This is a genomic window from Streptomyces sp. NPDC101225 (assembly GCF_044767585.1).
In the GTDB taxonomy this organism is placed as follows: Bacteria; Actinomycetota; Actinomycetes; order Streptomycetales; family Streptomycetaceae; genus Streptomyces.
The window spans coordinates 15,914-39,026 of record NZ_JBIWOE010000059.1 but is presented as its reverse complement, the minus strand read 5'-3'; the positions used below and the strand labels follow the sequence as shown (position 1 = coordinate 39,026).

At 71.4% G+C, this 23,113-nt stretch carries 21 protein-coding genes; 7 read left to right on the top strand and 14 right to left on the bottom strand.

Features of this window, described 5'->3' with window-relative positions; translation table 11 throughout:
• The first annotated feature begins 31 nt into the window (after nucleotides 1-31).
• Complete coding sequence (locus ACIRPX_RS42270; RefSeq protein WP_404205431.1) at nucleotides 32-1,552, top strand: flotillin family protein; 1,521 nt, start codon at nucleotides 32-34, stop codon at nucleotides 1,550-1,552.
• A gap of 378 nt (nucleotides 1,553-1,930) precedes the next feature.
• On the opposite strand, the gene ACIRPX_RS42265 is transcribed toward ACIRPX_RS42270, so the two are convergent.
• From ACIRPX_RS42265 to ACIRPX_RS42255, 3 genes are all read right to left on the bottom strand, one after another.
• Complete coding sequence (locus ACIRPX_RS42265; RefSeq protein ID WP_404205429.1) at nucleotides 1,931-3,229, bottom strand: SLC13 family permease; 1,299 nt, start codon at nucleotides 3,227-3,229, stop codon at nucleotides 1,931-1,933.
• Nucleotides 3,226-4,464, bottom strand: coding sequence for a cation:proton antiporter (locus ACIRPX_RS42260; RefSeq protein WP_404205428.1), 1,239 nt, complete (start codon nucleotides 4,462-4,464; stop codon nucleotides 3,226-3,228). Before ACIRPX_RS42260 ends, ACIRPX_RS42265 begins: the two co-directional genes overlap by 4 nt.
• Nucleotides 4,465-4,663: 199 nt before the next feature.
• Nucleotides 4,664-5,125 (bottom strand): CBS domain-containing protein, encoded by a 462-nt coding sequence (locus ACIRPX_RS42255; RefSeq protein WP_404205427.1) that lies wholly within the window; start codon nucleotides 5,123-5,125, stop codon nucleotides 4,664-4,666.
• 175 nt (nucleotides 5,126-5,300) lie between these two features.
• Here ACIRPX_RS42255 and ACIRPX_RS42250 point away from each other — a divergent pair, with 175 nt between their 5' ends.
• Entirely contained in the window at nucleotides 5,301-6,959 is a 1,659-nt protein-coding gene (locus ACIRPX_RS42250) for a penicillin-binding transpeptidase domain-containing protein (protein WP_404205426.1), read from the top strand.
• Between the two features lie 75 nt (nucleotides 6,960-7,034).
• On the opposite strand, the gene ACIRPX_RS42245 is transcribed toward ACIRPX_RS42250, so the two are convergent.
• Entirely contained in the window at nucleotides 7,035-7,403 is a 369-nt protein-coding gene (locus tag ACIRPX_RS42245; protein ID WP_404205425.1) for a hypothetical protein, read from the bottom strand.
• A 318-nt stretch (nucleotides 7,404-7,721) separates the two neighbouring features.
• Here ACIRPX_RS42245 and ACIRPX_RS42240 point away from each other — a divergent pair, with 318 nt between their 5' ends.
• Together ACIRPX_RS42240 and ACIRPX_RS42235 are read left to right on the top strand one after the other, a co-directional pair.
• Entirely contained in the window at nucleotides 7,722-9,674 is a 1,953-nt protein-coding gene (locus tag ACIRPX_RS42240; protein WP_404205424.1) for a galactose oxidase-like domain-containing protein, read from the top strand.
• Nucleotides 9,675-9,868: 194 nt separating this feature from the next.
• Entirely contained in the window at nucleotides 9,869-10,591 is a 723-nt protein-coding gene (locus ACIRPX_RS42235) for a flavodoxin family protein (protein ID WP_404205423.1), read from the top strand.
• 3 nt (nucleotides 10,592-10,594) lie between these two features.
• Here the strand turns inward: ACIRPX_RS42235 and ACIRPX_RS42230 are convergent, their stop codons facing one another.
• From ACIRPX_RS42230 to ACIRPX_RS42205, 6 genes are all read right to left on the bottom strand, one after another.
• A complete protein-coding gene (locus ACIRPX_RS42230) occupies nucleotides 10,595-11,242 on the bottom strand; it encodes a hypothetical protein (protein WP_404205422.1) in 648 nt (215 codons plus the stop codon).
• A gap of 106 nt (nucleotides 11,243-11,348) precedes the next feature.
• Nucleotides 11,349-12,149, bottom strand: coding sequence for a hypothetical protein (locus ACIRPX_RS42225; protein WP_404205421.1), 801 nt, complete (start codon nucleotides 12,147-12,149; stop codon nucleotides 11,349-11,351).
• The gene (locus ACIRPX_RS42220) at nucleotides 12,136-12,795 is read right to left on the bottom strand and encodes an ABC transporter ATP-binding protein (RefSeq protein WP_404205420.1); all 660 of its coding nucleotides are present in this window, start codon (nucleotides 12,793-12,795) and stop codon (nucleotides 12,136-12,138) included. The genes ACIRPX_RS42225 and ACIRPX_RS42220 overlap by 14 nt, the downstream gene beginning before the upstream one ends.
• A gap of 11 nt (nucleotides 12,796-12,806) precedes the next feature.
• The gene (locus ACIRPX_RS42215) at nucleotides 12,807-13,469 is read right to left on the bottom strand and encodes a TetR/AcrR family transcriptional regulator (protein ID WP_404205419.1); all 663 of its coding nucleotides are present in this window, start codon (nucleotides 13,467-13,469) and stop codon (nucleotides 12,807-12,809) included.
• Between the two features lie 72 nt (nucleotides 13,470-13,541).
• Nucleotides 13,542-14,078, bottom strand: a complete 537-nt coding sequence (locus tag ACIRPX_RS42210) for a hypothetical protein (protein ID WP_404205418.1) — start codon at nucleotides 14,076-14,078, stop codon at nucleotides 13,542-13,544.
• Between the two features lie 297 nt (nucleotides 14,079-14,375).
• Nucleotides 14,376-14,882: a nitroreductase family deazaflavin-dependent oxidoreductase gene (locus ACIRPX_RS42205; protein ID WP_404205417.1), complete on the bottom strand. Its 507-nt coding sequence runs from the start codon at nucleotides 14,880-14,882 to the stop codon at nucleotides 14,376-14,378.
• 172 nt (nucleotides 14,883-15,054) lie between these two features.
• Here ACIRPX_RS42205 and ACIRPX_RS42200 point away from each other — a divergent pair, with 172 nt between their 5' ends.
• The 3 genes from ACIRPX_RS42200 to ACIRPX_RS42190 all read left to right on the top strand — a co-directional run bounded on the left by ACIRPX_RS42200 (nucleotide 15,055) and on the right by ACIRPX_RS42190 (nucleotide 17,648).
• Nucleotides 15,055-16,143: a PP2C family protein-serine/threonine phosphatase gene (locus ACIRPX_RS42200; RefSeq protein ID WP_404205416.1), complete on the top strand. Its 1,089-nt coding sequence runs from the start codon at nucleotides 15,055-15,057 to the stop codon at nucleotides 16,141-16,143.
• Between the two features lie 34 nt (nucleotides 16,144-16,177).
• Entirely contained in the window at nucleotides 16,178-16,714 is a 537-nt protein-coding gene (locus ACIRPX_RS42195) for a MarR family winged helix-turn-helix transcriptional regulator (protein ID WP_404205415.1), read from the top strand.
• A 199-nt stretch (nucleotides 16,715-16,913) separates the two neighbouring features.
• Nucleotides 16,914-17,648: a hypothetical protein gene (locus ACIRPX_RS42190; protein WP_404205414.1), complete on the top strand. Its 735-nt coding sequence runs from the start codon at nucleotides 16,914-16,916 to the stop codon at nucleotides 17,646-17,648.
• Here the strand turns inward: ACIRPX_RS42190 and ACIRPX_RS42185 are convergent, their stop codons facing one another.
• The 4 genes from ACIRPX_RS42185 to ACIRPX_RS42170 all read right to left on the bottom strand — a co-directional run bounded on the left by ACIRPX_RS42185 (nucleotide 17,649) and on the right by ACIRPX_RS42170 (nucleotide 23,057).
• Complete coding sequence (locus ACIRPX_RS42185) at nucleotides 17,649-18,389, bottom strand: DUF4142 domain-containing protein (protein WP_404205413.1); 741 nt, start codon at nucleotides 18,387-18,389, stop codon at nucleotides 17,649-17,651.
• Nucleotides 18,390-18,510: 121 nt separating this feature from the next.
• Nucleotides 18,511-19,293, bottom strand: a complete 783-nt coding sequence (locus tag ACIRPX_RS42180; RefSeq protein WP_404205412.1) for a DUF4142 domain-containing protein — start codon at nucleotides 19,291-19,293, stop codon at nucleotides 18,511-18,513.
• Between the two features lie 298 nt (nucleotides 19,294-19,591).
• Entirely contained in the window at nucleotides 19,592-21,271 is a 1,680-nt protein-coding gene (locus ACIRPX_RS42175) for a chloride channel protein (protein ID WP_404205411.1), read from the bottom strand.
• A gap of 385 nt (nucleotides 21,272-21,656) precedes the next feature.
• The gene (locus tag ACIRPX_RS42170; protein WP_404205410.1) at nucleotides 21,657-23,057 is read right to left on the bottom strand and encodes an amino acid permease; all 1,401 of its coding nucleotides are present in this window, start codon (nucleotides 23,055-23,057) and stop codon (nucleotides 21,657-21,659) included.
• Between the last annotated feature and the right edge of the window lie 56 nt (nucleotides 23,058-23,113).

Sequence of the window (23,113 nt, the reverse complement as noted above, 5' to 3'; positions counted from 1 at the left end):
CCTTTCCTCTACATGAATCGGGGGCACTGTCATGAGTCCTGTCGTCGTCGCCGTGGCCGGAGTGGTCGTGCTCCTCGTGCTGCTGGCACTGGTCGTCATCAGCCGCTACAAGGTCGCCGGGCCGAGCGAGGCGTTCATCGTCACCGGCCGCCGGGGCAAGAAGGCCACCGATCCGGAGACCGGCCGGGTGTTCACCGACAACAGCGGGCAGAAGGTCGTGGTCGGCGGCGGGGTGTTCGTCGTCCCCTTCGTGCAGCAGAAGTTCAGCCTCGACCTGTCCTCCCGGCACATCCCGGTCGCCGTGCGCGGCGCGGTCACCCTGCGCGGGGTGAAGGCCAACCTCGACGGTGTCGCGATCGTCAAGGTGGGCGGCACCGAGGACTCCATCCGCGCCGCCGCACAGCGGTTCCTGATGCAGCAGGACGGCATCGTCGGCTTCACCCAGGAAGTCCTCTCCGGCGCGCTGCGCGCGATCGTCGGCCGGATGTCGGTGGAGGACGTCATCCGCGACCGGGCCGCGTTCGCCGGCCAGGTCGCCGAGGAGGCGGAGGCGAGCCTGTCCGGGCAGGGCCTGGTGCTGGACGCCTTCCAGATCCAGGACATCACCACCGAGGGCTCCTACCTGGAGGACCTGGGACGGCCCGAGGCGGCACGGGCGAAGCAGGAGGCCGACATCGCCGAGGCCGTGGCCCGGCGGGCCGCCGAGCAGGCCCGGCTGAAGGCGGAGGAGGAGATCGCGGTCGCGCAGCGCACGTTCGCGCTGCGGCAGGCGGAGATCAAGGCCGAGACCGACGAGGCCGGGGCCCGTGCGGCGGCCGCGGGTCCGCTGGCCGAGGCGGCCCGGCAGCAGGAGATCCTCAGCGAGCAGGAGAAGGTCGCCGAGCGGCAGGCCGCACTGACCGACCGTCAGCTCGACACCCAGGTCCGCAAGCCGGCCGACGCCCAGCGGTACGCCGCCGAGCAGGAGGCCGAGGCCCGCAGGGTGGCCCGGGTCAAGCAGGCCGAGGCGGAGAAAGCGGCGGGCATCGCCACCGCGCAGGCGGAGGCGGAGCGGGCCCGGCTGACCGGTGAGGGCGAGAAGCAGCGGCGCAGCGCACTGGCCGAGGCGGAGGCCGTCGAGGGCCTCAAGCAGGGTGAGGCCGAGCGGTCCCGGCGTGCGGCGATCGCGGAGGCGGTCCGTCTGGAGGGCGAGGCCGAGGCCGCGGCGATCGGCGCGAAGGGGACGGCCGAGGCGGACGCGATGCGCAACAAGGCCGACGCGTTCGCGCGGTACGGCGACGCGGCGATCCTCCAGATGCTCGTCGAGGTGCTGCCGCAGGTGGTCGCCAAGGCGTCCGAACCGCTGAGCGCCGTCGACAAGATGACCGTCATCTCCACCGACGGGGCGAGCCAGTTGTCGCGCACCGTCGCCGACAACGTGGCCCAGGGCGTCGAACTCCTCAGCTCCACCACCGGAGTCGACCTCGCCGAACTGCTGAAGGGCGTCACGCGGCGGGCCGAGGGCGCGCAGCCCGCGCCCGAGACCAACGGAAAGATCGAGATCGCCGGCTGAGCCGGGCGGCGATCCGGAGCACGGAGCCCGGGCGGGCGGTGACCGCCCGGGCTCCGCCGGTTCCGTCCGGGCGCGCCCGCCCGCCCCCGGGCACTGACAGGACCCCGTGACCGTCCTTTGCCGCGATGCCGCGATGCCGCGATGCCGCGGGGGCGGCCGGGTCGGTGCCGGTGAGTTCGTGGACGCGCTCCACCCGGTGGGTCAGGGCGCGCACACTCAGGCCGCCTTCCGCCTTCCGCCTTCCGCCTTCCGCCTTCCGCCTTCCGCCTTCCGCCTCGCGCCGGGTGACCAGGACGATCAGGACGATCAGGACGAGGTGGCGTCCACCCGGGTGCCGGAAGGGGGCGGCCACCCGGCGGAAGCCGCGTCGGGGGCGGTTCAGGCGAGGGCGAAGTAGCGGACCCACACGTAGGCGAGCGAGATCGTCACCGTCACCGCGGTCACGATCAGGCCGTACTTGGTGAACTGCCAGAAGGAGATGGGCTGCCGGCTGCGCTCGGCGATGCCGAGGACGACCACGTTCGCGGAGGCGCCGATGGCGGTGGCGTTGCCGCCCAGGTCCGCCCCCAGCGCGAGGGCCCACCACATGACGTGGTCGCCCGCGCCTCCCATGTCGCGGACGATCTCGGCGGTGATGGGCGCCATGGTGGCGACGTAGGGGATGTTGTCGACGATGCCCGACAGGACGGCGGAGCCGCCGAGCAGCGTCATCGAGCCGGCCAGTTCGTTGCCGCCGATCAGGTCGGCGAGCTTCTGGGAGATCTCGCCGACGACACCGGTGTCGATGAGGCCGCCGATCATGACGAAGAGACCGGCGAAGAAGGCCAGCGTGGGCCACTCCACCTCGGTCAGGACGTCCCGCGTCTCGACGGTGGAGACCGCCACCAGCAGCCCGGCGCCGAGCAGGGCGACGATGCTGGGCTCGAAGTGCAGGACCGGGTGCAGCACGAACCCGGCCACCACCAGGGTCAGTACCAGCAGCCCCTGGGCCAGCAGGCGCGGGTCCCGGATGGCCTCGCGCTCCTCCAGCTCCATGATCTCGGTGGCGCGCTCCTCGTCGTAGACGAAGGACCTGCGGAACATCACCCGGCACAGGGCGAGCAGGACGACGACCAGGACGGCCGCGAGCGGGGCGAGGTGGACGACGAAGTCGTTGAAGGTCAGGCCCGCCCGGCTGGCGATGATGATGTTCGGCGGATCGCCGACGAGGGTGGCCGTGCCGCCGATGTTCGAGGCCATCACCTCGGCGATCAGGAACGGCGCGGCGGGCAGCGCGAGGCGCTCGCACACCAGCAGGGTCACCGGGGCGATGAGCAGGACCGTGGTGACGTTGTCGAGCAGCGCGGAGGCGACGGCCGTGATCACGACGAGCATGGTCATCACGCGGAAGGGTCTCGCGCGGGCGCGCTTGACCGCCCAGATGGCCAGATACTCGAACATGCCGGTCTTCTTGAGCACGCCGACGATCATCATCATGCCCATGAGCAGGAAGATGACGTTCCAGTCGATGCCGGAGTCCTCGGAGTAGAACGCCGAGACGTCGTCGGTCGCCCCGATCGCCAGCATCAGGCCCGCGCCGCCGAGGGCCACGGCGACGCGGTGGATCTTCTCGCTGATGATCAGGACGTATGCGCCGACGAAGACGACGATCGCCGCCCAGCTGTGCCAGTCGTTCACGGTCCTCCGATTGCTGTCAGGGCCTGCTGTGGGGTGTCGTCGTGCTGGTCCGGCGCGGCGGCCGTGAGCTCCTCCACGTCGAAGGCGCGCGCGATCGGCACGTCCGTGGAGCTGTGGGCGACGATCGAGAACGCGATGCATACGGCGATCAAGGTGAACGCCTCCTCGGCCTGCGGGATTCCGGACTGCAGGACCAGCAGGCCGTACACCACGGAGGCGAAGCCCTTCGGGCCGAACCAGGCCGCCACCAGCTTCTCCTTGCGGGAGATGCGCGTGCCGAGCAGCGACAGCAGCAGCGAGGCCGGCCGGATCAGGACGATGGCCACCACCACCGCCGCGTACCCGCCGACCGGCAGGTCGCCGAAGAGGCCCGGGGTCAGCAGCGCGCCGAACACCAGCAGGGCCGCGAACTTCGCCAGCTCCGCCAGCGCCTCGCCGAGCGGCTCGAAGGACCTCTGGGCCTCCGGCGACACGTGCGTCAGCGTCGCGCCCGCCGAGAACGCCGCCAGGTAGGGGTTGGCGTGGGTGAGGTGGCAGGCCGCGTACAGGATGACGCCCGTCGCCAGCGGCAGGAGCGGCTGCAGCTTCGGCTCGGCACCCAGCAGCCGGAACCGGACGAGCCGGCCCACGCACAGCGGCAGCGCCGTGCCGAGGACCAGACCGAGCAGCAGCTCCAGCGCGATCTTCCCCGGGGCGGCCTCCGCGCTGCCGGCCGTCGGACCGGCCGCGGCGATCAGGAGCAGGACGACGGGCAGGGCGAGCCCGTCGTTGACACCGCTCTCCACGTTCAGCAGCTGACGCAGCTTGGCCGGGACTTCGGCGCGTCCGACGATCGCCGAGGCGAACACCGGGTCGGTCGGCGCGAGGACCGCGCCGACGAGGAACGACGTCGTCCAGTCCAGACCCACCAGGTAGTGGGTGATCAGGGACATGAAGACGAACGCGAGCGGCATACCGAGCCCGAGCGCACGGGCCGGGTGGCTCCAGTTGGCGCGCAGCTTCGGCAGTGAGACGTGCATGCCGTCGGTGAACAGCACCGCGAACAGCGCCAGGTCCGCCGTCACGGAGACGATCTCGCTGTCCGGCGTGATGTGGATCAGCCCGAGGAAGCCGTCGCTGACGAGTGCGCCGCCGACCAGGAAGAGGAAGGAGGTGGACAGCACCGTCCGCGCCGCAAGGCCGGACAACAGCACTGCCACCAGCAGCGCGATGCCGAATACGACCACCAGCACCATGACGGACGCCCCCGATCGGAAGAGAGAGTGATCCCCTGCTCGCCGACCAGACTTCCCGGCACACCGAGGGGAACCTTACCTTCCCTTGACGCATCCTTAACAGATCACTGACCAGCACCCAGGAGGCGCGGGGACTGCCGGGTTCCGGCAACGTCGGCCGAGGCCGGCCCCCGTACGTGGGGGACGCGGCACACCGGCGTCAGGACGCGGCGATCAGCAGCTGCTCCAGCAGGTGCGCGGCGGTGATCACCCCGAGCAGGCGCGTCCCGTCCCGCTGCTCTTCCGCGACCGCCACGAGCGGGCTGCGCACCTGAGCCATCAGGGCCGCGACCTCCAGCGCCGTCGCGTCCGGCTCGGCCACCGGCGGCGCGGGCACGCTCTCGGACAGGCAGTCGTGGACGGTGCGGCCCTTGAGGGCCTGGCAGAGGCGGTCGGCGTGCCGCTCGTCGACCACCGCGGCCAGCGTCGGGTCGTCGATGACGTAGGCCGGCACCACGGTCTTGATCATCTGGGAGGCGGGGAGGATCGCCCGGGGCGCCCCCCGCTCGTCGAGGACCAGCAGCGCCGGCAGGCTCTGCTCGGCCATCAGGCGCGCCGCCGCCATGGCGTCGTCGTCGATGCCGACGGTCTCGTACTCCACTGCCAGTTCACGTGCCCGCACGTTCGGCTCCCGTTGTCGTTTCCGTGTCGCTCCCCAGGGAAGCGTCAGGCGTCGCGCGATGTCCAGACCGGCGGGTGGCGCGGCGCGCGTGCGGCACGCCGGAGGCACTGACGGTCCGGTAACGATCTGTCTGCGCGAATACCTGCACAGTGCAAACAAACATACGATCCACCGTATGAACAGAGCTGTGAAGATCGGCATAGCCGGTACCTCTACGGCGCTGCTCACCGTCGGGGGAATCGGCGCCTACAACGTCGTGCAGGCGATGTCCTCGGGGACGACGGGGAGTGGTGGGACCAAGGCGGAGAGCGGTTTCGACCCGGCGGCGGTATCGAGCGAGCCGCCGTCGGACGCCAAGGCCGTCGAGCTGACGCGCACCTTCCTGGACCAGTGGTCCGCACAGCGGCTGGACCGCGCCGCGAGCGACACCGACGCGTCGGCCACGGCCGTATCGGCCCTGCGGGGATACGCGGACGGCCTGCACCTGAAGAAGCTGACCTTCCGGCACCTCACCTCGGCGGGTCCGTCGACGGTGACGGCGGGGGCCACCAAGGTCACCTTCGACGTCACGGCGCAGGTGGCCGGGGGCACCTGGACCTATGCGAGCGCGGTGGCGGTACGGCAGAGCACGAACGGCCGGACGGCGGTGCACTGGAACAACTCGGTGCTCTCTCCGGGCCTGGGGGACGACCAGTCGCTGACCGCCGGCACGCTTCCCGCGGGCGTGAGCACCGCCAAGGTCGTGGCGAGCGACGGCAGGACCGACCTGTCCCGCTTCTCCTCCCTGCGGGGCATGGCGGCGACGATCCGCAAGAACGCCACACCGAGCGGCGGCAGCGCGGGCACGGGCGTGGCCGTGCTCGGCGCGGACGGTGCCGGCGTGAAGACACTGAAGGTCTTCTCCCGGGGGAAGGCCCCGGTCATCAGGACGACCATCGACGCCTCCCTGCAGGAGGTGGCCGAGGCCGCCGTCAAGGACCCGCACCTCCAGGACAAGCCCGCCGGGACGGTGGCGCTGGACTGGAGGACCGGTCACCTGCTCGCGATCGCCCACACCGGCGCCGACGGCGACATCGCTGTCAACGGCATCAAGTCGCCGGGCTCCACCATGAAGATCATCACCTCGGCGGCCCTGTTCGACCGGGTGGGCCTCACCCCGAACTCCCCCGCCCCGTGCACGGACTCGCTGATGGCCAACAGCCAGCTCTTCCACAACGACTCCGGGGTGCGGGCCAACCCGGCCTCGACCCTCGCCCAGGCGTTCACGGTCTCGTGCAACACCGCCTTCATCAAGGACGGTTTCCACTACCTCGTGCACGGCCAGGAGGCCTCCGCGCTGCACGACGAGGCCGTGAACGTCTTCGGCATGGGCAGCTGGTCCATCGGCGGCGGGGTCGCGACCACCGACCCGAGCATCCCCGTGGACGCGCAGGGCGGCGACCAGGCGGCCCAGTTCATCGGCCAGGGCAGGGTCACGGCGACCCCGCTGTTCATGGCGTCCGTGGCGGCCACCGTGCGCGGCGTCGGGTTCAAGCAGCCCGTCATCCTGCCCGGACAGCACCAGGAGACCGCGCCCCGGCCCATCTCCGCCCGCACGGCGGGCTATCTGCAGTCGATGATGCGTTCCGTGGCCACCGGCGGTACCGCGGCCCCACGACTTGGCGGTCTGCCGGGTGTGGGCGCCAAGACCGGCACCGCGGAGGAGGGCGACCACACCAACGGATGGCTGACCGCGTACAACTCCCGTATCGCCGTCGCCGCCCTGGTCGAGGGCGGCCGCTCCGGTGTGGACTCCGCCGGGTACGTCGTCCGGCACCTGCTCACCGGCAACTGACGTGGCGCGGGCGGCAGTTGCCGCCGCGGTGCCGATTCCTCGCCGTCCTGGCCGGCCGCACCGCCCCCCGGCCGCTCACAGGAGCTGCTCGATCTGCCGCAGCTCCTTGCGCACGCTGGGCAGATCGGTGCGGTCCCGGTCCAGGACGACGTAGAGGAAGAGCCCTTCGTGCCGGCGGCGGTTCAGCGGCCGGATGAGGTGGTACTCCGTGTCCAGGGTGATCAGGATGTCTTCCAGCCGCGTCGGCGCGTAGCCGACCAGGTCCAGGGCCGAGAGCTTGGCGCGTACGACGTCCGTGCCGCCGCTCGCGGCCTTGCCGAGGTCGAGGCCGTCCGGTGTGCCGAGCGTGCCGAGCGTCATCCGGCTGACGTAGTCGACGACCATGACCCCGAGCGCTCCGTCGAGGCGCATCGCCCGACGCAGCGCGATGGTGATGGCGGACACGGTCAACCCCCTAGTCGTACGGCACGAGCTTGTGTTCCGGCCGTCTTTGCATCGTGCCACGATTCACGGCGACTGGCCCCGGCAACGGGCGGGCAGGTGAAACCGCCGTCCCGCACCCCACCGCCCCTGTGCCCGCCGCCCCGGCGGCCGGGCTCCCCGCCGGCGCGACGCCCCGTCCCGCAACGAGTCCTCAGCACAGCTGTTACACGTGTTTGGCCTCTCCTTTGCATGGTGCAAAATATGATGGCGGTTTGTCTCACGGCCGCCGCTTTGGGCGGCCGTTGACCGCTGCTGCACCCATTCCGGGGGGATGTGGGTATGAGTTCCGCACATGATGTCGGCGCGCGCCGTCGCGTCCGCCGTCTTGCCGTCGGCACCGTCGTGGTCCTGGCCCTGGCCGGACTGAACGGTCCGTGGCTGTACCGCTTCGGGAACGAGAAGTACCACGCGTACAAGATCAACAGACCGGAGTACAAGTCCGCCAACGGCCACTGGGACCTGGTGGACGTGCCGAAGGAGTTCCGCCAGAACACCATCCACGGGGCCCTGCTGCAGACCGGCAAGGTGCTGCTGGTCGCGGGCTCCGGCAACAACCTCGACAACTTCGACGCGAAGAACTTCCGCTCGGTGGTCTGGGATCCGGTCAAGAACACCTTCCACGAGATCAGGACCCCGGCCGACCTGTTCTGCACCGGCCACATCCATCTCGCCGACGGCAACCTGCTGTTCGCGGGCGGCACCAAGCGCTACGAGAAGCTCAAGGGCGACGTCACCAAGGCCGGCGGCCTGATGGTCGTGCACAACGAGAACCCGGACAAGCCGGTCACCCTGCCCGCCGGCACCCGCTTCACCGGCCGGGAGAACCACAAGACGTTCGTCTCCAGGGACCCGGTCACCGTCAAGCCGGCGAAGAAGGTCTTCGACAAGAGGACCGGCGCGTTCCTGCGCACGGAGGCGAGCCTGGGCCGCACCTACGTCGAGGCGCAGAAGAAGGGCGCCAAGTACGAGACCGGCGCCCAGGAGAACTACCGCATCCAGGGCCTGACCGGCTCCGACACCCACAACGTGTACGGCATCGCCAACAAACTCGGCCTGGACAAGAAGGACTTCCAGGGCATCCGGCAGGCGTACGAGTTCAACCCCTACACGGAGAAGTTCACCAAGGTCGCCCCGATGAACGAGGCGCGCTGGTACCCGACCCTGACCCGCCTGGCCGACGGCCGGGTGCTGGCCCTGTCCGGCCTGGACGACATCGGCCAGGTGGTGCCCGGCAAGAGCGAGATCTACGACCCGAAGAGCAGGACCTGGCACTACAGCGGCAAGATCCGCCAGTTCCCCACCTACCCGGCCGTCTTCCAGCTGCCCGACGGCACCTTCTTCTACTCCGGCTCGAACGCCGGCTACGGTCCCAGCAACGTCGGCCGCGCGCCGGGCATCTGGCGGTTCGGCCCCAACAAGTTCACCAAACTGCCCGGCCTGGGCGACGCGAACCTGATGGAGACCTCCGGGACCGTCCTGCTGCCGCCCGCCCAGGACGAGAAGTTCATGGTGGTGGGGGGCGGCGGCATCGGTGAGTCGACCAAGTCGTCGAAGAAGACCCGGGTCATCGACCTCAAGGCGAACAGCCCGCACTTCACGGACGGGCCCCGGCTGCAGGAAGGCACCCGCTACCCGGAGCTGTCGATCCTCCCCGACGACACCGTCCTGATCACCGGCGGTTCCCAGGACTACCGCGGTCCGGCCGCCGAGAACATCCACCAGGCCCGTATCTACGATGCCAGGACCGGCCGGATGCGTCGCGTGGCCGACCCCGAGGTGGGCCGCAACTACCACTCCGGCTCCATCCTCCTGCCCGACGGCCGGGTCATCACCTTCGGCGGCGACTCCCTCTTCGCCGACCGGGCCAAGACCAGGCCCGGCGTGTTCGAGCAGCGCCTGGAGATCTACACCCCGCCGTACCTGTACCGCGGCTCGCGGCCCTCACTCACGAGCGGGCCGGGCACCGTCAGGCTCGGCCGGACGGCGACCTTCGCCACCAAGTACGCCTCGGTCATCAAGACGGCGCGGCTCATCCACCCCAGTTCCACCACCCACGTCACCGATGTCGAACAGCGCTCCATCGCACTCGACTTCAAGAAGACGAAGGACGGCAAGGGCATCCGGATCACCGTCCCGGACAACCGCGACCTGGTCCCGGCCGGCTGGTACATGCTCTTCGTGACGGACGACCAGGGCACCCCGTCCAAGGCGCTGTGGGTCCGAGTGCCGTAGGGCAGCGCCGGGCCGCCGCCCGCCCCCGGGGCCCCGCCCGGCGGCCGCGGCGGCCCGGACGCCCCCGGGCCACCCGGAACGGAACTCTGACGTATGGCGGACACAGCGCGACAAACGGCGGTCCTCGCGAGAGGCTGCGGCTGGGGCCGTATCCGTCCTGGGACGAACCGCCGTCCCGCGTCCAAGGAGCCGCCGTGAACGCCACCGACGACAGTTACCGTTTCGACGACCTCACCGCCCTGTTCATCAACTGCACCCTCAAACCCTCCCCGCAGCGGAGCCACACCCAGGGGCTGATCGACAAGAGCGCGGCGATCATGATGTCCCGGGGGGTGACCACCTCCGAGATCCGGGCCGTCGACCACGACATCGCCACCGGCGTCTACCCCGACATGACCGAGCACGGCTTCGCCACGGACGACTGGCCGGCCGTGTACGAGCAGGTCATGGCCGCCGACATCCTGGTACTCGCGGGGCCGATCTGGCTGGGCGACAACAGCTCGGTGACGAAGAAGGTCGTCGAGCGGCTCTACGGCTGCTCGGGGCTGCTCAACGCCGAGGGCCAGTACGCCTACTACGGCCGGGTCGGGGGCTGTCTGATCACGGGCAACGAGGACGGCGTGAAGCACTGCGCGATGAACGTCCTCTACAGCCTGCAGCACCTCGGCTACACCATCCCGCCGCAGGCCGACGCCGGCTGGATCGGACCGGCGGGGCCGGGGCCGTCGTATCTGGACCCCGGCTCGGGCGGCCCGGAGAACGACTTCACCAACCGCAACACCACCTTCATGACGTGGAACCTCATGCACCTGGCGGCCCTGCTCAAGCGGGCCAAGGGCATCCCCGCGCACGGCAACCGGCGCTCGGAGTGGGACGCGGGCTGCCGCGTGGACGCGCCCAACCCCGACTACCGCTGAGCCCTACGCGGTCAGTGGCACCCCGTGCTCGTCGGCGAAGATGCGCCGGCACTGGCCGTTGCAGAAGCCGTGGAGCGTGCCGTCGACCTCCAGGGTGAGGTCGGTGGTGCCGAGGTCGACGGTCATGCCGCACACCGGGTCGATGACGGTGCCGGGCGGCAGGTCGGCGGTGCTCAGGCGGGCGATGGCGTCGCGGTGCGGGGCGGTCATGTGCTGGATCAGGTCGAGGCTGCCCATGGGGCGTCCGCACATACCGAGGCTGCCCTCGGCGATGCCGACGACCTGGACCAGGGCGTGCGGCTGGTCGCGGAGGCGGTCGGGGTCGCGGCCGGCCTCCGCCTCGGTCTCGGCGAGGGCCTGGGTGAGCCGGTCGATGGCGTGGGCGCTCATCTCCTTGCGCCAGGCGGCCGGCGCGCCGACCCGGATCAGGTAGCGGGGCGGATCGGCCGGGTCGACCGGCCGGCGGTCGCCCGTGATCCAGGCGGCCGGCTCGTGGACGAGGACCTGGGTGAGGGCGCGCGCGGAGTCCATGACGGCCTCCGCGTGGGCGTCCTCGGTTCCCATGAGAGCGTCGATGAGCCGCTCGCCGAGTCGTTGCCGTTGTGCCGGTCCGAGAACGCCCGCGGGGGCGAAGACTTCGATGACAATCATGGCTTCATGCTGCTCGGGCGGGCCGTGGTGGTCGTCGTACGGGAGAAGCGGATCGGGATTACTCCGCAGGGAGTGGCGGGCTACTGCACCGGGAGTACGGCGCTCGTCAGGCACCGCTGCGGGTGCGGTTGCGGGTCCTGACCCGGAAGATCACCAGCCCGACCGCGGCGAACCCGGCCGCCCAGGCCAGCCCCAGTGCGAGGTGGCTCCACAGCGCGGTGTGGCCGAAGGAGCCGCCCACGGCGAACTGCATGGGTCCGAAGGACGGGAACCACTGCAGGACGGGCTTGTTGGCCAGCGGGTTGCCCAGCGGGTTCTGCAGGAAGGTGTCCATCAGCCCGCCCATGATGATCAGGAAGAAGCCCTCCAGGTCGTGCTTGACCAGGACGCCGAGGAGCAGGCCGAGAGCGCCGTAGGTGAGCGCGATGGCGGCGAAGCCGGCGAGCACGGCGAACCAGCCGCCGGGGTCCGGCCGCCAGAAGGGCAGGATCGCGAGCGCGGTGTAGAGGGCGATCGCCCCCGCGACCAGGGCGACGGCCAGGGACTTGGCGCCGATGAGTGTGCCCTGCCGGTATCCGGCGAAGACCAGGCGGCGGTCGAAGGCGAGGGCCTTGCGGACGGCGTCGAAGACGACGAAGCCGGCGATCATCGTGACGGAGTTGAGGCCGGCCGAGATCAGCGTCAGATGCCCGCCGTCCACGTGCAGGACCTCGCCGGTCGCGTACAGCTTGAAGTCCAGCGGGGTGTGTCCGGCCAGGGCGTCCATCATCAGGTACCACGCGGGCACGAACAGGACGAGCAGCAGCCCGGCGAGCCGGTTGCGGGTCTGGTCGCGCACGCAGAACCGCAGCGCGGTGGGGAACTGCCCGTACAGCGGCCGCGGCCGGAGTGCGTCAGACGCCGACATGGTGGTCCTCCTTCGACGTCGTACGCGGGGTGAGCCTGCCGTCGGTGAGATCCGCCAGCACGTCGAAGCGGTCCTGTTCGAAGACGAGGTGGGTGATGACCACGACGGCCTTCCCGCGGGCGCGCAGGTCGTCCACCAGGTCCCAGAACCGCAGGTAGGTGTCCCAGTCGAAGCCCTGGTACGGCTCGTCGAGGAGCAGGACGTCCGGGTCGTGCAGGAGGGAGAGGGTGAGGTTGAGCTTCTGCCGTGTGCCGCCCGACAGTTCGCCGACGGGGGACGCGCCGTACCGCTCGTAGCCGAGCACGCTCATCAGGTCACGGCCGCGGCCCAGATCGGGCAGGCGGTGGGCGGCGGCGAAGTAGCGCAGGTGCTGCTCGACGGTGAGGCTCGCGTTCAGGACGGGGTCCTGCGGGCAGTAGCCGAGCGTGCCGGACAGCACGACCTCGCCGCGGTCCACGGGCAGGGTGCCGGCCAGGATCTTCAGAAGCGTCGACTTGCCGGCGCCGTTCTCGCCCACGACGGCGACGAGCTGCCCGGGGTCGACGGTGAGGTCGGCGCCGCGCAGGACGGGGTGCCTGCCGTAGGACTTGTGGACGTCCTGAGCCTGAAGTACGGGTGTCGGTGCGGGTGTTGAGCCGGGCGCCATGCGCAGCCTCCCTAGGGGGCGTCTCCTTGTGTTTCCGGTGGTTCCGGTGGTTCCGGTGTTTCCGCGTTCAGCCCGCCCGCGTAGACGCTGAGCATCTCCGGTGCCCAGCGGGTCATGCCGTCGGCCGAGAGCGGGTCGGTGCCCAGCACCTCGGTGAGCCGGTCGCGCAGCAGGAACAGGGCCAGGTCGTTGGAGAGGAGCAGGGCGGCGCGTACCGCCGGGTCCCGCCCGCGGGAGGCCAGTCCCGCTGCCGCCAGGTCGTCCAGCGCGGCCCTGCTCAGGTCGTACAGCCGCCGGAACAGCAGCCGTGCGGCCTCCGTGTCGGACAGCAGGAGCCGGCGCAGGTAGCCGGGCAGCGGTGAGTCGCCGGGCAGGTGCCGGGCGAACACCTCGCTCAGCGAACCCGCCCCGGACCCGGGGTCGAGCAGCTCCGCACCGCCGTCGCCCGTCAGCTCGCCGACCATCGCCTCGAAGACGTCCAGGACGTACTGGTCGACCTCCTGGCGCAGGCCCTCCTTCGAACCGAAGTGGTGCACGACCAGCCCCGGCGACACATCGGCGGCAGCGGCGATCTGCCGCACCGTCACCGACTCCGGCCCACGTGCGGCGAACAGGCCGAGGGCCTCGTCGCGGATGACCGCACGGGCGGTCCGGTCGTCGCGGGTTGAACGCATGTACAGGATACTAAACGCTTGTCCAGTCAGTGTCCAGGCCGGAGGAACGGACGCTGTGCCGGGTGCCGCGTCTCAGCCGGTGCGGGGCATCGGCGGGGGCGTGCCCGCGTAGGCCGGTGCGGACGGCAGGCCGGTCTCGGTGGGCACTCCGTTCGGCAGCAGCGGCTCGGACTGCTGCGAGGCGGTGTCGCCGGGCGTACCGCCGGGGACACCCGAGCGGCTGGACGCGTAGGACAGGGCCCCGACGGCCACGAGGACCGCGGCGATCGCGCTGAGGATCCGGCCCACCCGCCGGCATCTGGCGGGGCCGTCCATCTCCCGCCACGGCGGGCCGGGCCACACGTCCTCCGGCTCCCACACCTCGCCCACCGCGTCCAGCGAGTCCTCGGCGGGCGCGCCCGTTCGCTTCCGCTGCCCCGGGCCCTGCGGGCCGGCCGGATCGGGGCGCACACCTGCCGCCCGCTCCCGCGCGGAGAGTTCCCTGGTCGCGGAGGCCTGGATGGCCTGCTCGGTGTCCTCCAGGAACTTGCGCCACACGGTGTCCGGGACGGGCGGAACACCGCCCCCCTCACCCGGAGTTCCGCCCTCTTCCGGGTCCTCAGCGGCCATGGCGTCGCTTCTCCTCGCCTCTTCTCGACGGCGTCCCGGCCGCGGGGCGCCGCGGAGCGCGCGGATCGGCGGAAAGGGCGCGGAGCACACTCGTGGCCGAGAACCGGATGGCGGGAGACCTGTCGACGGCCGGCCTGTCGCTCCCACTCCCGACAACGTGCCGATCACTCCTGGGCGCCGGGCGACACCGGCCGCCGACGTGGTCCCCCGGGCGAGAGTTTTGCACAGTGCAAAATGTGATCGCCAGGTCTTTGGGGCCGTCTTGGTCTCGAATTGGACCTGTGCGGTGCCGGGGTCTCACGGCAGCCGCGCTCCCGGGCCGGCCTCCAGGCGGACGAACGGAACGGCCCCGCCCGCTTCCCGGAACCCGGCGTCGGTGCCGTCCGTCCTCAGGCCCGTGAACGCACCCAGGCGGCGGGCGGTCCGCGGGCGGCGCCGGGCGTAGCGGGCCATGATCTCGGCGCCGTCACCCGGCGTGAGGAAGTGGGCCGTCACCGCGTGACGGCGGGTACCCACCTCGATCAGGGTCTTCGGCTCCGCCCGCAGATTGCGGTACCAGGCCGCCTTCGGGCCGAAGCCGGACGCGACGATCCAGCAGCCCTCGTCCGGTGCGTACTCCACGACCTCCAGCACCACGCGGCGGTCGAGTCCGCTCACGCGGCCCGTGTGATGCAGCAGGAGAAGCCGCCCGCCGAAGACCCATCCCAGCCCGCAGCGGAAGATCGGTATCGGCAGACGGGCGAGGAGCCGCCGCCATCCCGTGGGGAGCCGGGGCGGTACCGGTGGGGTGTCTCTGTGCGGCATCTTCGCCTTCCGACGTCGAACAGGTCGGCTCCCGGCCTCTATTGGGTAAAGGGCTCGACCGGGAGCGCTTTTCTCACAGGCACCTTTGCATAGTCTAAATGCGGGGAGGGGTGTCTGTGCCAAAAGCGATATCAGACGGTTCTCATGCCTCTGCAACCTGTCTGGAGGACGCATGACCGAGCCGAAGCCGACGCAGGCTACCGCGGTGCTGTCCTGGATGCCCGTGGCGGCGATGGCCGTGGTGGCCGGGGCGGATGTCGTGGCCGGTCCGGGGGTGGGCCTGCTGCCTCTGGTGTCGCTCGGGCCGGCGTTCTCCGGGCTGGTCGGCGGGTGGCGGCGTACGGCGCTGATCGGCGCGGTGGCGCTGATCGTCTGCGTGGCGCTCGGGATGTACGACGGGCTGTTCGAGGAACGGCGCGGCTTCACCGCGATGGCCTCGGTGGCGGGGGTCACCGGCGTGGGCATCGCCGCCGCGGTGACCCGCTCGCGCAGGGAGGCCGAACTGGCCAGCGTCCGGTCGATCGCGGAGGTGGCGCAGCGGGTGCTGCTGCGCCCGGTGCCGCGGTCCGCGGGGCCGTTGCAGGCGGCGGTGTCGTACACGTCGGCGGTGGCGGAGGCGCGGATCGGCGGGGACCTGTACGAGGTGGTGGCCTCGCCGCACGGGATCCGGGTGATCGTGGGCGATGTGCAGGGCAAGGGGCTGGCGGCGGTGGAGACGGCAGCCGTGGTGCTCGGGGCCTTTCGTGAGGCGGCCCACGACGAGCCGGACCTGCTGGGGGTGGGAGAGCGGCTGGAGCGCAGCGTGGCCCGGGAGCTGGAGGGCGAGAAGTTCGTCACGGCCGTGCTGGCCGAGATCGGCTCGGATCACGAGGTCGTCTTCCTCAACTACGGTCATCCGGCGCCGATGGTGGTCCGCCGCGACGGCGGCGTCGACTTCCCCCAGCCGCTCGTCTACGCCCTTCCCCTGGGGCTGGGCGCCCATGGCGGCGAGGGGCCCCAGCCCTATCGGGTGGACTTCGCGCCCGGCGAGCAGCTGCTGCTCTACACCGACGGGGTCACCGAGGCCCGGGACGAGGACGGCACCTTCTACCCGCTCGGGGAGAGGGCGAGTCTGCTCAAGGAGCCCGACGCCGGCCGGGCCCTGGAGTCGCTGCGTGAGGACCTGGTGCGCCACGTCGCCGCACCCCTCCATGACGACGCCGCGATGCTGCTGCTGCGCTACCACGGTCATGGGGAAGGAAAATCTGTTCCCATCAGATGAGGGGGCAGCACCTTCGGCAAGGTAGAAAGGAGGCATGCCGGAGCGTGAGAACCCCGCAGGGGCGATGGACGACGTCGATGCGGTCACCCGCGCGGTGCTGACCGCGTCCCGCCTGTTGGTGGCGGTTTCCGCCCGCTCGCTCGCCGAGGTCGAGGATCGGGTGACACTGCCGCAGTTCCGGATGCTGGTCGTGCTCTCCACCCGCGGTGCCACCAAGCTGGTCACCCTCGCCGACCTGCTCCAGGTGGCGCCCTCCACGGCGATGCGGATGGTCGACCGGCTCATCGCGGCCGGGCTCGCCGACCGGCAGACCAACCCGGGCAACCGCCGCGAGACCCTGCTGCAGCTCACCGAGGAGGGGCGGCGTACCGTCGCCGACGTCACGGTCCGGCGCCGCACCGAGATCGCCGCGATCGTCGAGCGGCTCTCGCCGATCCAGCGGCTGGCGCTGGTCGAGGCCCTGGGCGCCTTCAACACGGCGGGCGGTGAGCCCCCCGCTCCCGCCCTGGACGGCTCGGAACCGCATCCGCTGGGCTGGGTGGTCGACGGCATGATGGCGCACGACACCTGACGGCCTCCCGGCCGTTCATCACGATTCCCTGACGGCTCTTCTCCGGGACCGGAAGTTTTTGCATAATGCAAGTGAATTGTGAACGTCGGTTGCGCTGGCGTGTTCCGGCGATGCGCGCGACGTGCGGATGGCCGGTCGCGTGGGGTGTCTCCGGGCTGTGGCCCCGGTGGTCGCCGGCGGACGGGAAGGATGCGGGGGTGTGACACGCGTGCGCCGGAAGCGCCAGCACTCGTCCCCGTCCGAGCTGCATCTGATGGCGCACCTGCGGACCTCGGTCTGGGGCCCGGCGGAGTTCGTCGGGCGGCCGCCCTGGTGGCTCGTGGGCGAGGGACTCCTCGCCGGCCTCCTCGGCGCCGGGGCGATCGCCGGTGCGACGTTCTACGGCGCCTGGACGGGCCGGCCCTCGCTGGCCGACGGCGAGGCGGGCCTGGTGTGCACGGGGGCGCTGGCGGTCTATCTGATCCTCGTGGGGGCCGGACGGGCGCTGATCGGCATTGCCGCGCTGCTCGGTGTGTGCCTCGCGCTGCAGGTCCCGCAGGCGGCCGCCGGGGTGGTGCTGGCCGAACGGGGGCAGGTGCAGTCCGTGGTGGTGACGTCGGTCGAGGACGGCCGGGCGGCGCAGGGCGGGCACGCGCGCTACCTGTGCTCGGTGGCGGACAGCGACGGTGTCCCGCTCAAGGTCCGCATCTGGCGTGGCTGCGGCGAGGCCACCCGGCCCGGAGACGCGCTCGCCGTGGTGTCCGACCCGCGGGGACGGGTGCCGACGCGGGGCGCGCAGACGGGGGCCGGACTGCCCGGGCCGCTGCGCGACCTGGCCCCCTGGGCCGCGGCCCTGGTGGCCGCGACCCTGGTCGCGGTCGTGCGCTCCTACCGGCTCTCCGAGCCCGCGGGGACCGTGAGCCCGCGGGAAGCCGGCGCGGCCGGCCGGCGCTGATCAGCCGGCCGAGGGGCTGGGCTTCGGCGACGCGGTGTTGATCCCCAGGTCCGGCCGTGGGGTGAGGACGACGATGGGGGAGCCCGGCGGGGCCGGGGGCGGGGTGAGCTGCTCCTTGGGAAGCTTGGGCGGGGTCGTCTGCTGGAAGTTGACCTGGTCGAAGTTGACGACGCCGGTGTTCTCCAGCACGGTGATGTGGTCGAGGACGGTGTCGTTGGCCAGGTCGGCGAGCTGACGTACGAGGGTGTTCTTGGTGGTGGCGCGGACCTTGGCGATGGCCGGGAAGATCTGGCCGTGCGTCACGCGCATGATGTTGGCGGCGGTGCTGTCGAACTGTCTGCCGGACTGGGCCGCCGACGTCTGCACGAACTGCTGCTGCTGCGGGGTGGCCTGGTTGGGCAGCGTGATGTTCAGCTCCGGCGCGATCCTGCGGCACAGCTCGTCGAGGCCGGCGTGTCCCACGATCAGGTGCTTGCCCGCCTCCCGCATCTCCTCCGTCGAGCCCTTCTCCAGCGCCAGTTCGCCCAGCGGGTACTCCCACAGCCCGGCCGAGCGCACCTTGACCACGAAGTCGCGGTCGCCCTCGGTGAGCGGTCCGTACTGTGTGCTGGCGATGACCCGGTTCGGATCACCGGACACGGTCCGCACACCCAGCATGGCGGGGTAGGCGAGCGCGGTGAGGGTCAGGCCCAGCGCGCCGACCACGACGACCGATCCTGTCAGGTTGCGGGAGATGGACATGCGTCCTCCAGGCATGAGCGGCTGGTACGCCAGGAGGTACGGAGCGATCGGCCCGACCGATCATTGCGCTGGGTAAAATGTGCCCGCCCGCGGAGGCCGGGCCGTGCTCACGGGGACGAGGTCATCCGACCGTGGGGGACGGCGACGGCGACGGTGACGACGAGGACGTCGGCGTGGTGGCCGGTCCCGTCGGTACTCCCGCGGTCGGCAGGTCGGGGGGCACGGTCAGGGCGATCAGGGGTGCCCCGGGCTGCGGCACCGGTGGCGTGACCTGGTTGGAGGGGAGCTTCGGCGGGGTCGTCTCCTGGAAGTTGACCTGGTCGAAGTTGACCAGTCCGGTGTTCTCCATCTGCGTGATGTGATCCAGGACCACGTCGTTGGCCTGGTCGGCCAGCTGACGTACGAGGCTGTTCTCCGTGGTGGCGCGGATCTTGGCGATGGTGGTGAAGATCGAGCCGTGCGTCACCCGCAGGATGTTGGCGAAGTCGGAGTCGAACTGCTTGCCGGTGTCGGTCTTGAACTTGTCCAGAAAGCCCTGCTGCTGCGGAGTGGGCTGGTTGGGGATGGTGATGTTCAGCTCGGGTGCGATCTTGCGGCAGTTGGCGTCGAGCGCGGCGTGCCCGATGACCAGGTGCCGGCCGGCCTCCCGTACGGCCGCCGTCGTCCCCTTCTTCATGGCCAGATCCCCGGAGGGGCCCTCCCAGAGCCCGGCGGAGCGCACGAAGACGACGAAGTTGCGGTCGGCCTCGGTGAGCGGGCCCCACTGGGTGCTGGCGATCACGCGCGACTGGTTCGTCGACGTTTTCTGGATCCCGAGCATGCTCGGGTAGGCCAGAGCGGCAAGGGTCACGCTCAGCGCGCCGCCCACGAAGACGGTTCCTATCGTGCTGCGCGAGATGGGCATCGAGCCTCCCGGTGTGGACGGCGGTACATCGGCAGGTACGGGCCGGTAACGGAAAGAGAATCTTTGCTTCAGGTAAAGCTTGCACTATGCCACGCTGCGTCCGCGGGGCGGCCGGCTTCCGGTGGACCGGCAGCCCGGGATCTCCACACGGTGACACCGACGTGCGGGGCGACGGTACCTGCCGGGCACCGGGGCGGTGAAACGGCCGAGGTGAGCGCACGCGTGTGAGCGCGGGGCGTGCTCCGTGTGCGTGGCCCACCGCGGCACGGGGCGGGCCTTCGCACGGCCCCCGCCGCCGTCAGGCGGCCGTGTGCACCGCGCGCAGGGCGCTCTGGTGGCTGAGCCAGCCGACCGGCTTGCCGTGCTCCGAGTCCAGGACCGGCACACCGGTTCCGGCGGACGACAGCAGGGCGTGCAGCGCCTGGGCGAGGGGCTGGTCGGCGAGGACGGGCTCGGGCGTCTCGGCGAGCTGCCCCGTCCGCGTCGGCGCGTCCTCCGGCTGTTCCGCGAGGGCCTCCGCCACCGCCTGCGCGGTGACGACACCGGCGTACTCCCCGCCGTCGTCGATCATGGGGAGGGCGCCGTGGCCGGACAGGCTCAGCAGCTCGGCGGCGTCCGCGAGGCTGGTGGACGTGGCCAGCGGGGAGGGGAGCGGCTCCATGACGGCGCTGACGCGCTGGGTGCCGATCCGGGCGCCGGGAGCGGGGCCTTCGAGGTCGATGCCGCGGCGGCGCAGCTTGAGGGTGTAGATGGTGTCGCGCGTGACCAGGCGGCTGACCGCGGTGGCCAGCACGATCGCCAGCATCAGCGGCAGGATGATCGAGTACTCGCCGGTGAGCTCGAAGAGGATCACCACGGCGGTGATCGGCGCGCGGGCCGCGCCCGCGAAGACCGCTCCCATGCCGACCAGCGCGTACGCGCCCACCGCGCCCGCGGAGTCGGGCAGCAGGTGGTGGACGCCGATGCCGTACGCCGAGCCCAGCATCGCCCCGATGAACAGGCTCGGCGCGAACACCCCGCCCGAGCCGCCGATGCCGATGGTCAGGCTGGTGGCCAGCATCTTGCCGACCAGCAGCAGGAGCAGGAAGCCGACCGCGTAGCCGCCCTCGGTCGCCTTCTGCAGCACCGGGTAGCCGACCCCGTACATCTCCGGCAGGGCCAGCAGGACCAGCCCGAGCAGGAGGCCGCCGACCGCCGGGCGCAGCCACTCAGGACCGCGCCAGATCCAGTCGCAGGCGTCCTCGATCAGATACAGGAAGCGGGAGAAGCCGACGCCCACCGCCGCGGCCCCGACACCGAGCGCGGCGAACAGCGCGTACTGGGTGAGATGGTCGACGTGGAAGTCGGGCAGGGCCAGGAAGGCGTTGTCGCCGAACGCGGCCCGCCCGATGACGCTCGCGGTGACGCTGGCCAGCACCGTCGCCCCGAAGGCCTCCGCGCTGAAGGTCCCCAGGATCAGCTCCATCGCGAAGAAGACGCCGGCCAGCGGGGCGTTGAAGGTGGCCGCGATGCCGCCCGCCGCACCGCAGGCGACCAGGAGCTTCATCCGGCCCTCGGTCGCCCTGGTGACCCGGCCGAGGGTGGAGCCGAGCGCCGAGCCGATCTGCACGATCGGTCCTTCGCGGCCCACGGAGCCGCCGGAGCCGATGCACAGCCCGGAGGCCAGCGTCTTGACCACGGCGACCTTGGGGCTGATCCGTCCGCCGCGCTGGGCGACCGAGAGCATCACCTCGGGCACCCCGTGACCGCGGGCCTCCTTGGCGAACCGGCTCACCAGCGGCCCGTACAGCAGGCCGCCGACGACCGGGGCCAGGAGCACGAAGTACGGGCCGAGCCAGGGCACGTGCGGATTGCTCGCGCCGGGGGAGGCGGCGTAGTCGGCGTGGCCCGAGAGGAGGTGCGTGAAGGTCTTGATGCACCAGCGGAAGACGACCGAACCCGCGCCGGCTCCCGCGCCGACCACCACGGCGAGCGCCATCAGGCTCCACGGGGTGTTGCGCAGTCCCGGAAGTCGTGGCTTAGGAGTGAAACCCCTCGTTGCGTAGCTGGGCACGTGCTTCCCGTCCGTCGTTGCCGCTATGGCGCTCGTCGATTCCGCTTCCATATCTTTGCATTATGCAAAACGAGTCAAGGGCGCGTGTCACAGGCCGTGCTCCGGGAGCGTCGGCACAGGCCAGGCCCGGGGTGGCCGGCGGCAGTCGTTTCCCCCGCCTCGTCGCGGCGGCGGCGTCGGAGGGCCGGGCCCGGGCCGCGGGCATGCCGGGGTGGCCGGGAGCGCCGCCGTGCCGGTGGCCGGCGCTCCCGCCCGCCGCGTCCGCACCGGATGCGTCCCGGCCCGGCGGCCCTTCCGTGGGTGCCCGGAGTCAGCCCGCTTCGGCGCGCGCCTCGACGTCCTCGATTCCCGTGGGGCGCCCGGCCGCGGTCCACCGCGCGTACAGTCCGGCCGCGATGAGCAGCGTCGCGGCCAGGGACAGGATCGGCCAGCCGCGCAGCAGGTTCACCGCCAGGGTGAACGCGACGGCCACCGCGGCCAGGCCGTTGAGCCAGGCCAGGACCCTGTTGTTCTCCCGGGTGGCGAAGCGGGCCATGGCGATGAGGCCCACCAGGAAGCTGACGAACACGGCGACGGCGTAGAACAGGACCAGTTCCTGCTCCTGCCCGGCCGCCGCGACGATGATCAGCGCGGCGGCGCCCAGGTAGACCACGACCGACCAGTACGGGGTGTGGTGCCGGTTGGTCCGGCCGAGGACCGGCGGCAGCACACCGGGGCGATCGGCGGTGCCGGACAGGGCCTTGAGCAGTCCGGGCCCGGCCTGGAAGGAGGAGCTGGCCGCGGCGAGCAGCAGAAGCGAACTGGTCAGCTGGAAGGCGCCGTAGAGCCAGCCGGGTCCTGCCGCGGCGTGCGCGATGTCGGCGATCTGGGTGGAGTCCGCGCCGGGGATGCCGGTGTGCAGCCGGACGGCGAGGGTGGTCAGGGCGAGGGTCAGGCCGCCGACGATGACGAGCAGCAGGGCGAGGGTGCCGCGGCCGAAGCGGCGGCGGTGGGTGTCGTCGAGCTGGCCGAGCTGGGCGATCGCGGTCGAGGGCGCCTCGATGCCGGTGGCCAGGGCCATCGCCACCGGGAAGGCCAGCACCACGGCGAGCACGGCGGAGTGACCCGGTGCCGTGGACGTGGCGGCGTGGCCCGTGGTGTGCGGCGAGGTGAAGCCCAGCACCAGCACGGACACGGAGACGATCACGAAGGCCACCGTCATGAACGCGAACAGCAGCCGTCCGCCGTGCCCGAACCAGGTCAGCCCGGCCACGACCACCAGCAGCAGCAGCGCCAGCGGGACGCGCCACGGGGCCAGGCCCGGGAACAGGGCGATGACCGCGCTGGCCGCCGCCGCGATCGAGATGCCGATGGTCAGCACGAAGTCGACGACCAGGGCCCCGATGGGCAGGAACGTCCAGCGCGCACCGAAGGCGCGCCCCGCCGCGGCCGCCGCGCCACCGCCCTTGGGGAAGCGCCGCACGAGCTGCCAGTAGTTCGCGGTGACCACCACGACCAGCCCGACGACCAGGCTCATCGTCGGCAGCAGCAACGCGAGATCGCCATGCAGGGCGCGCAGCGCGGCCTCGATGGCGTAGGCGACCGAGGAGACCGGGTCGGCGATCACCGCGAAGGCGAACGCGAAGAAGAGCACGGAACGCCGTGGGCCGCGCCCGGTCACGACGGGGGAGGGGACGGCTGCGACGGCGGCAGCCTGTTTCGGCGAAGTCACGCGAAGACCTTCCTTGATGCCCGTACGGACGACTCGTCGCTGGTGTACGGACGACT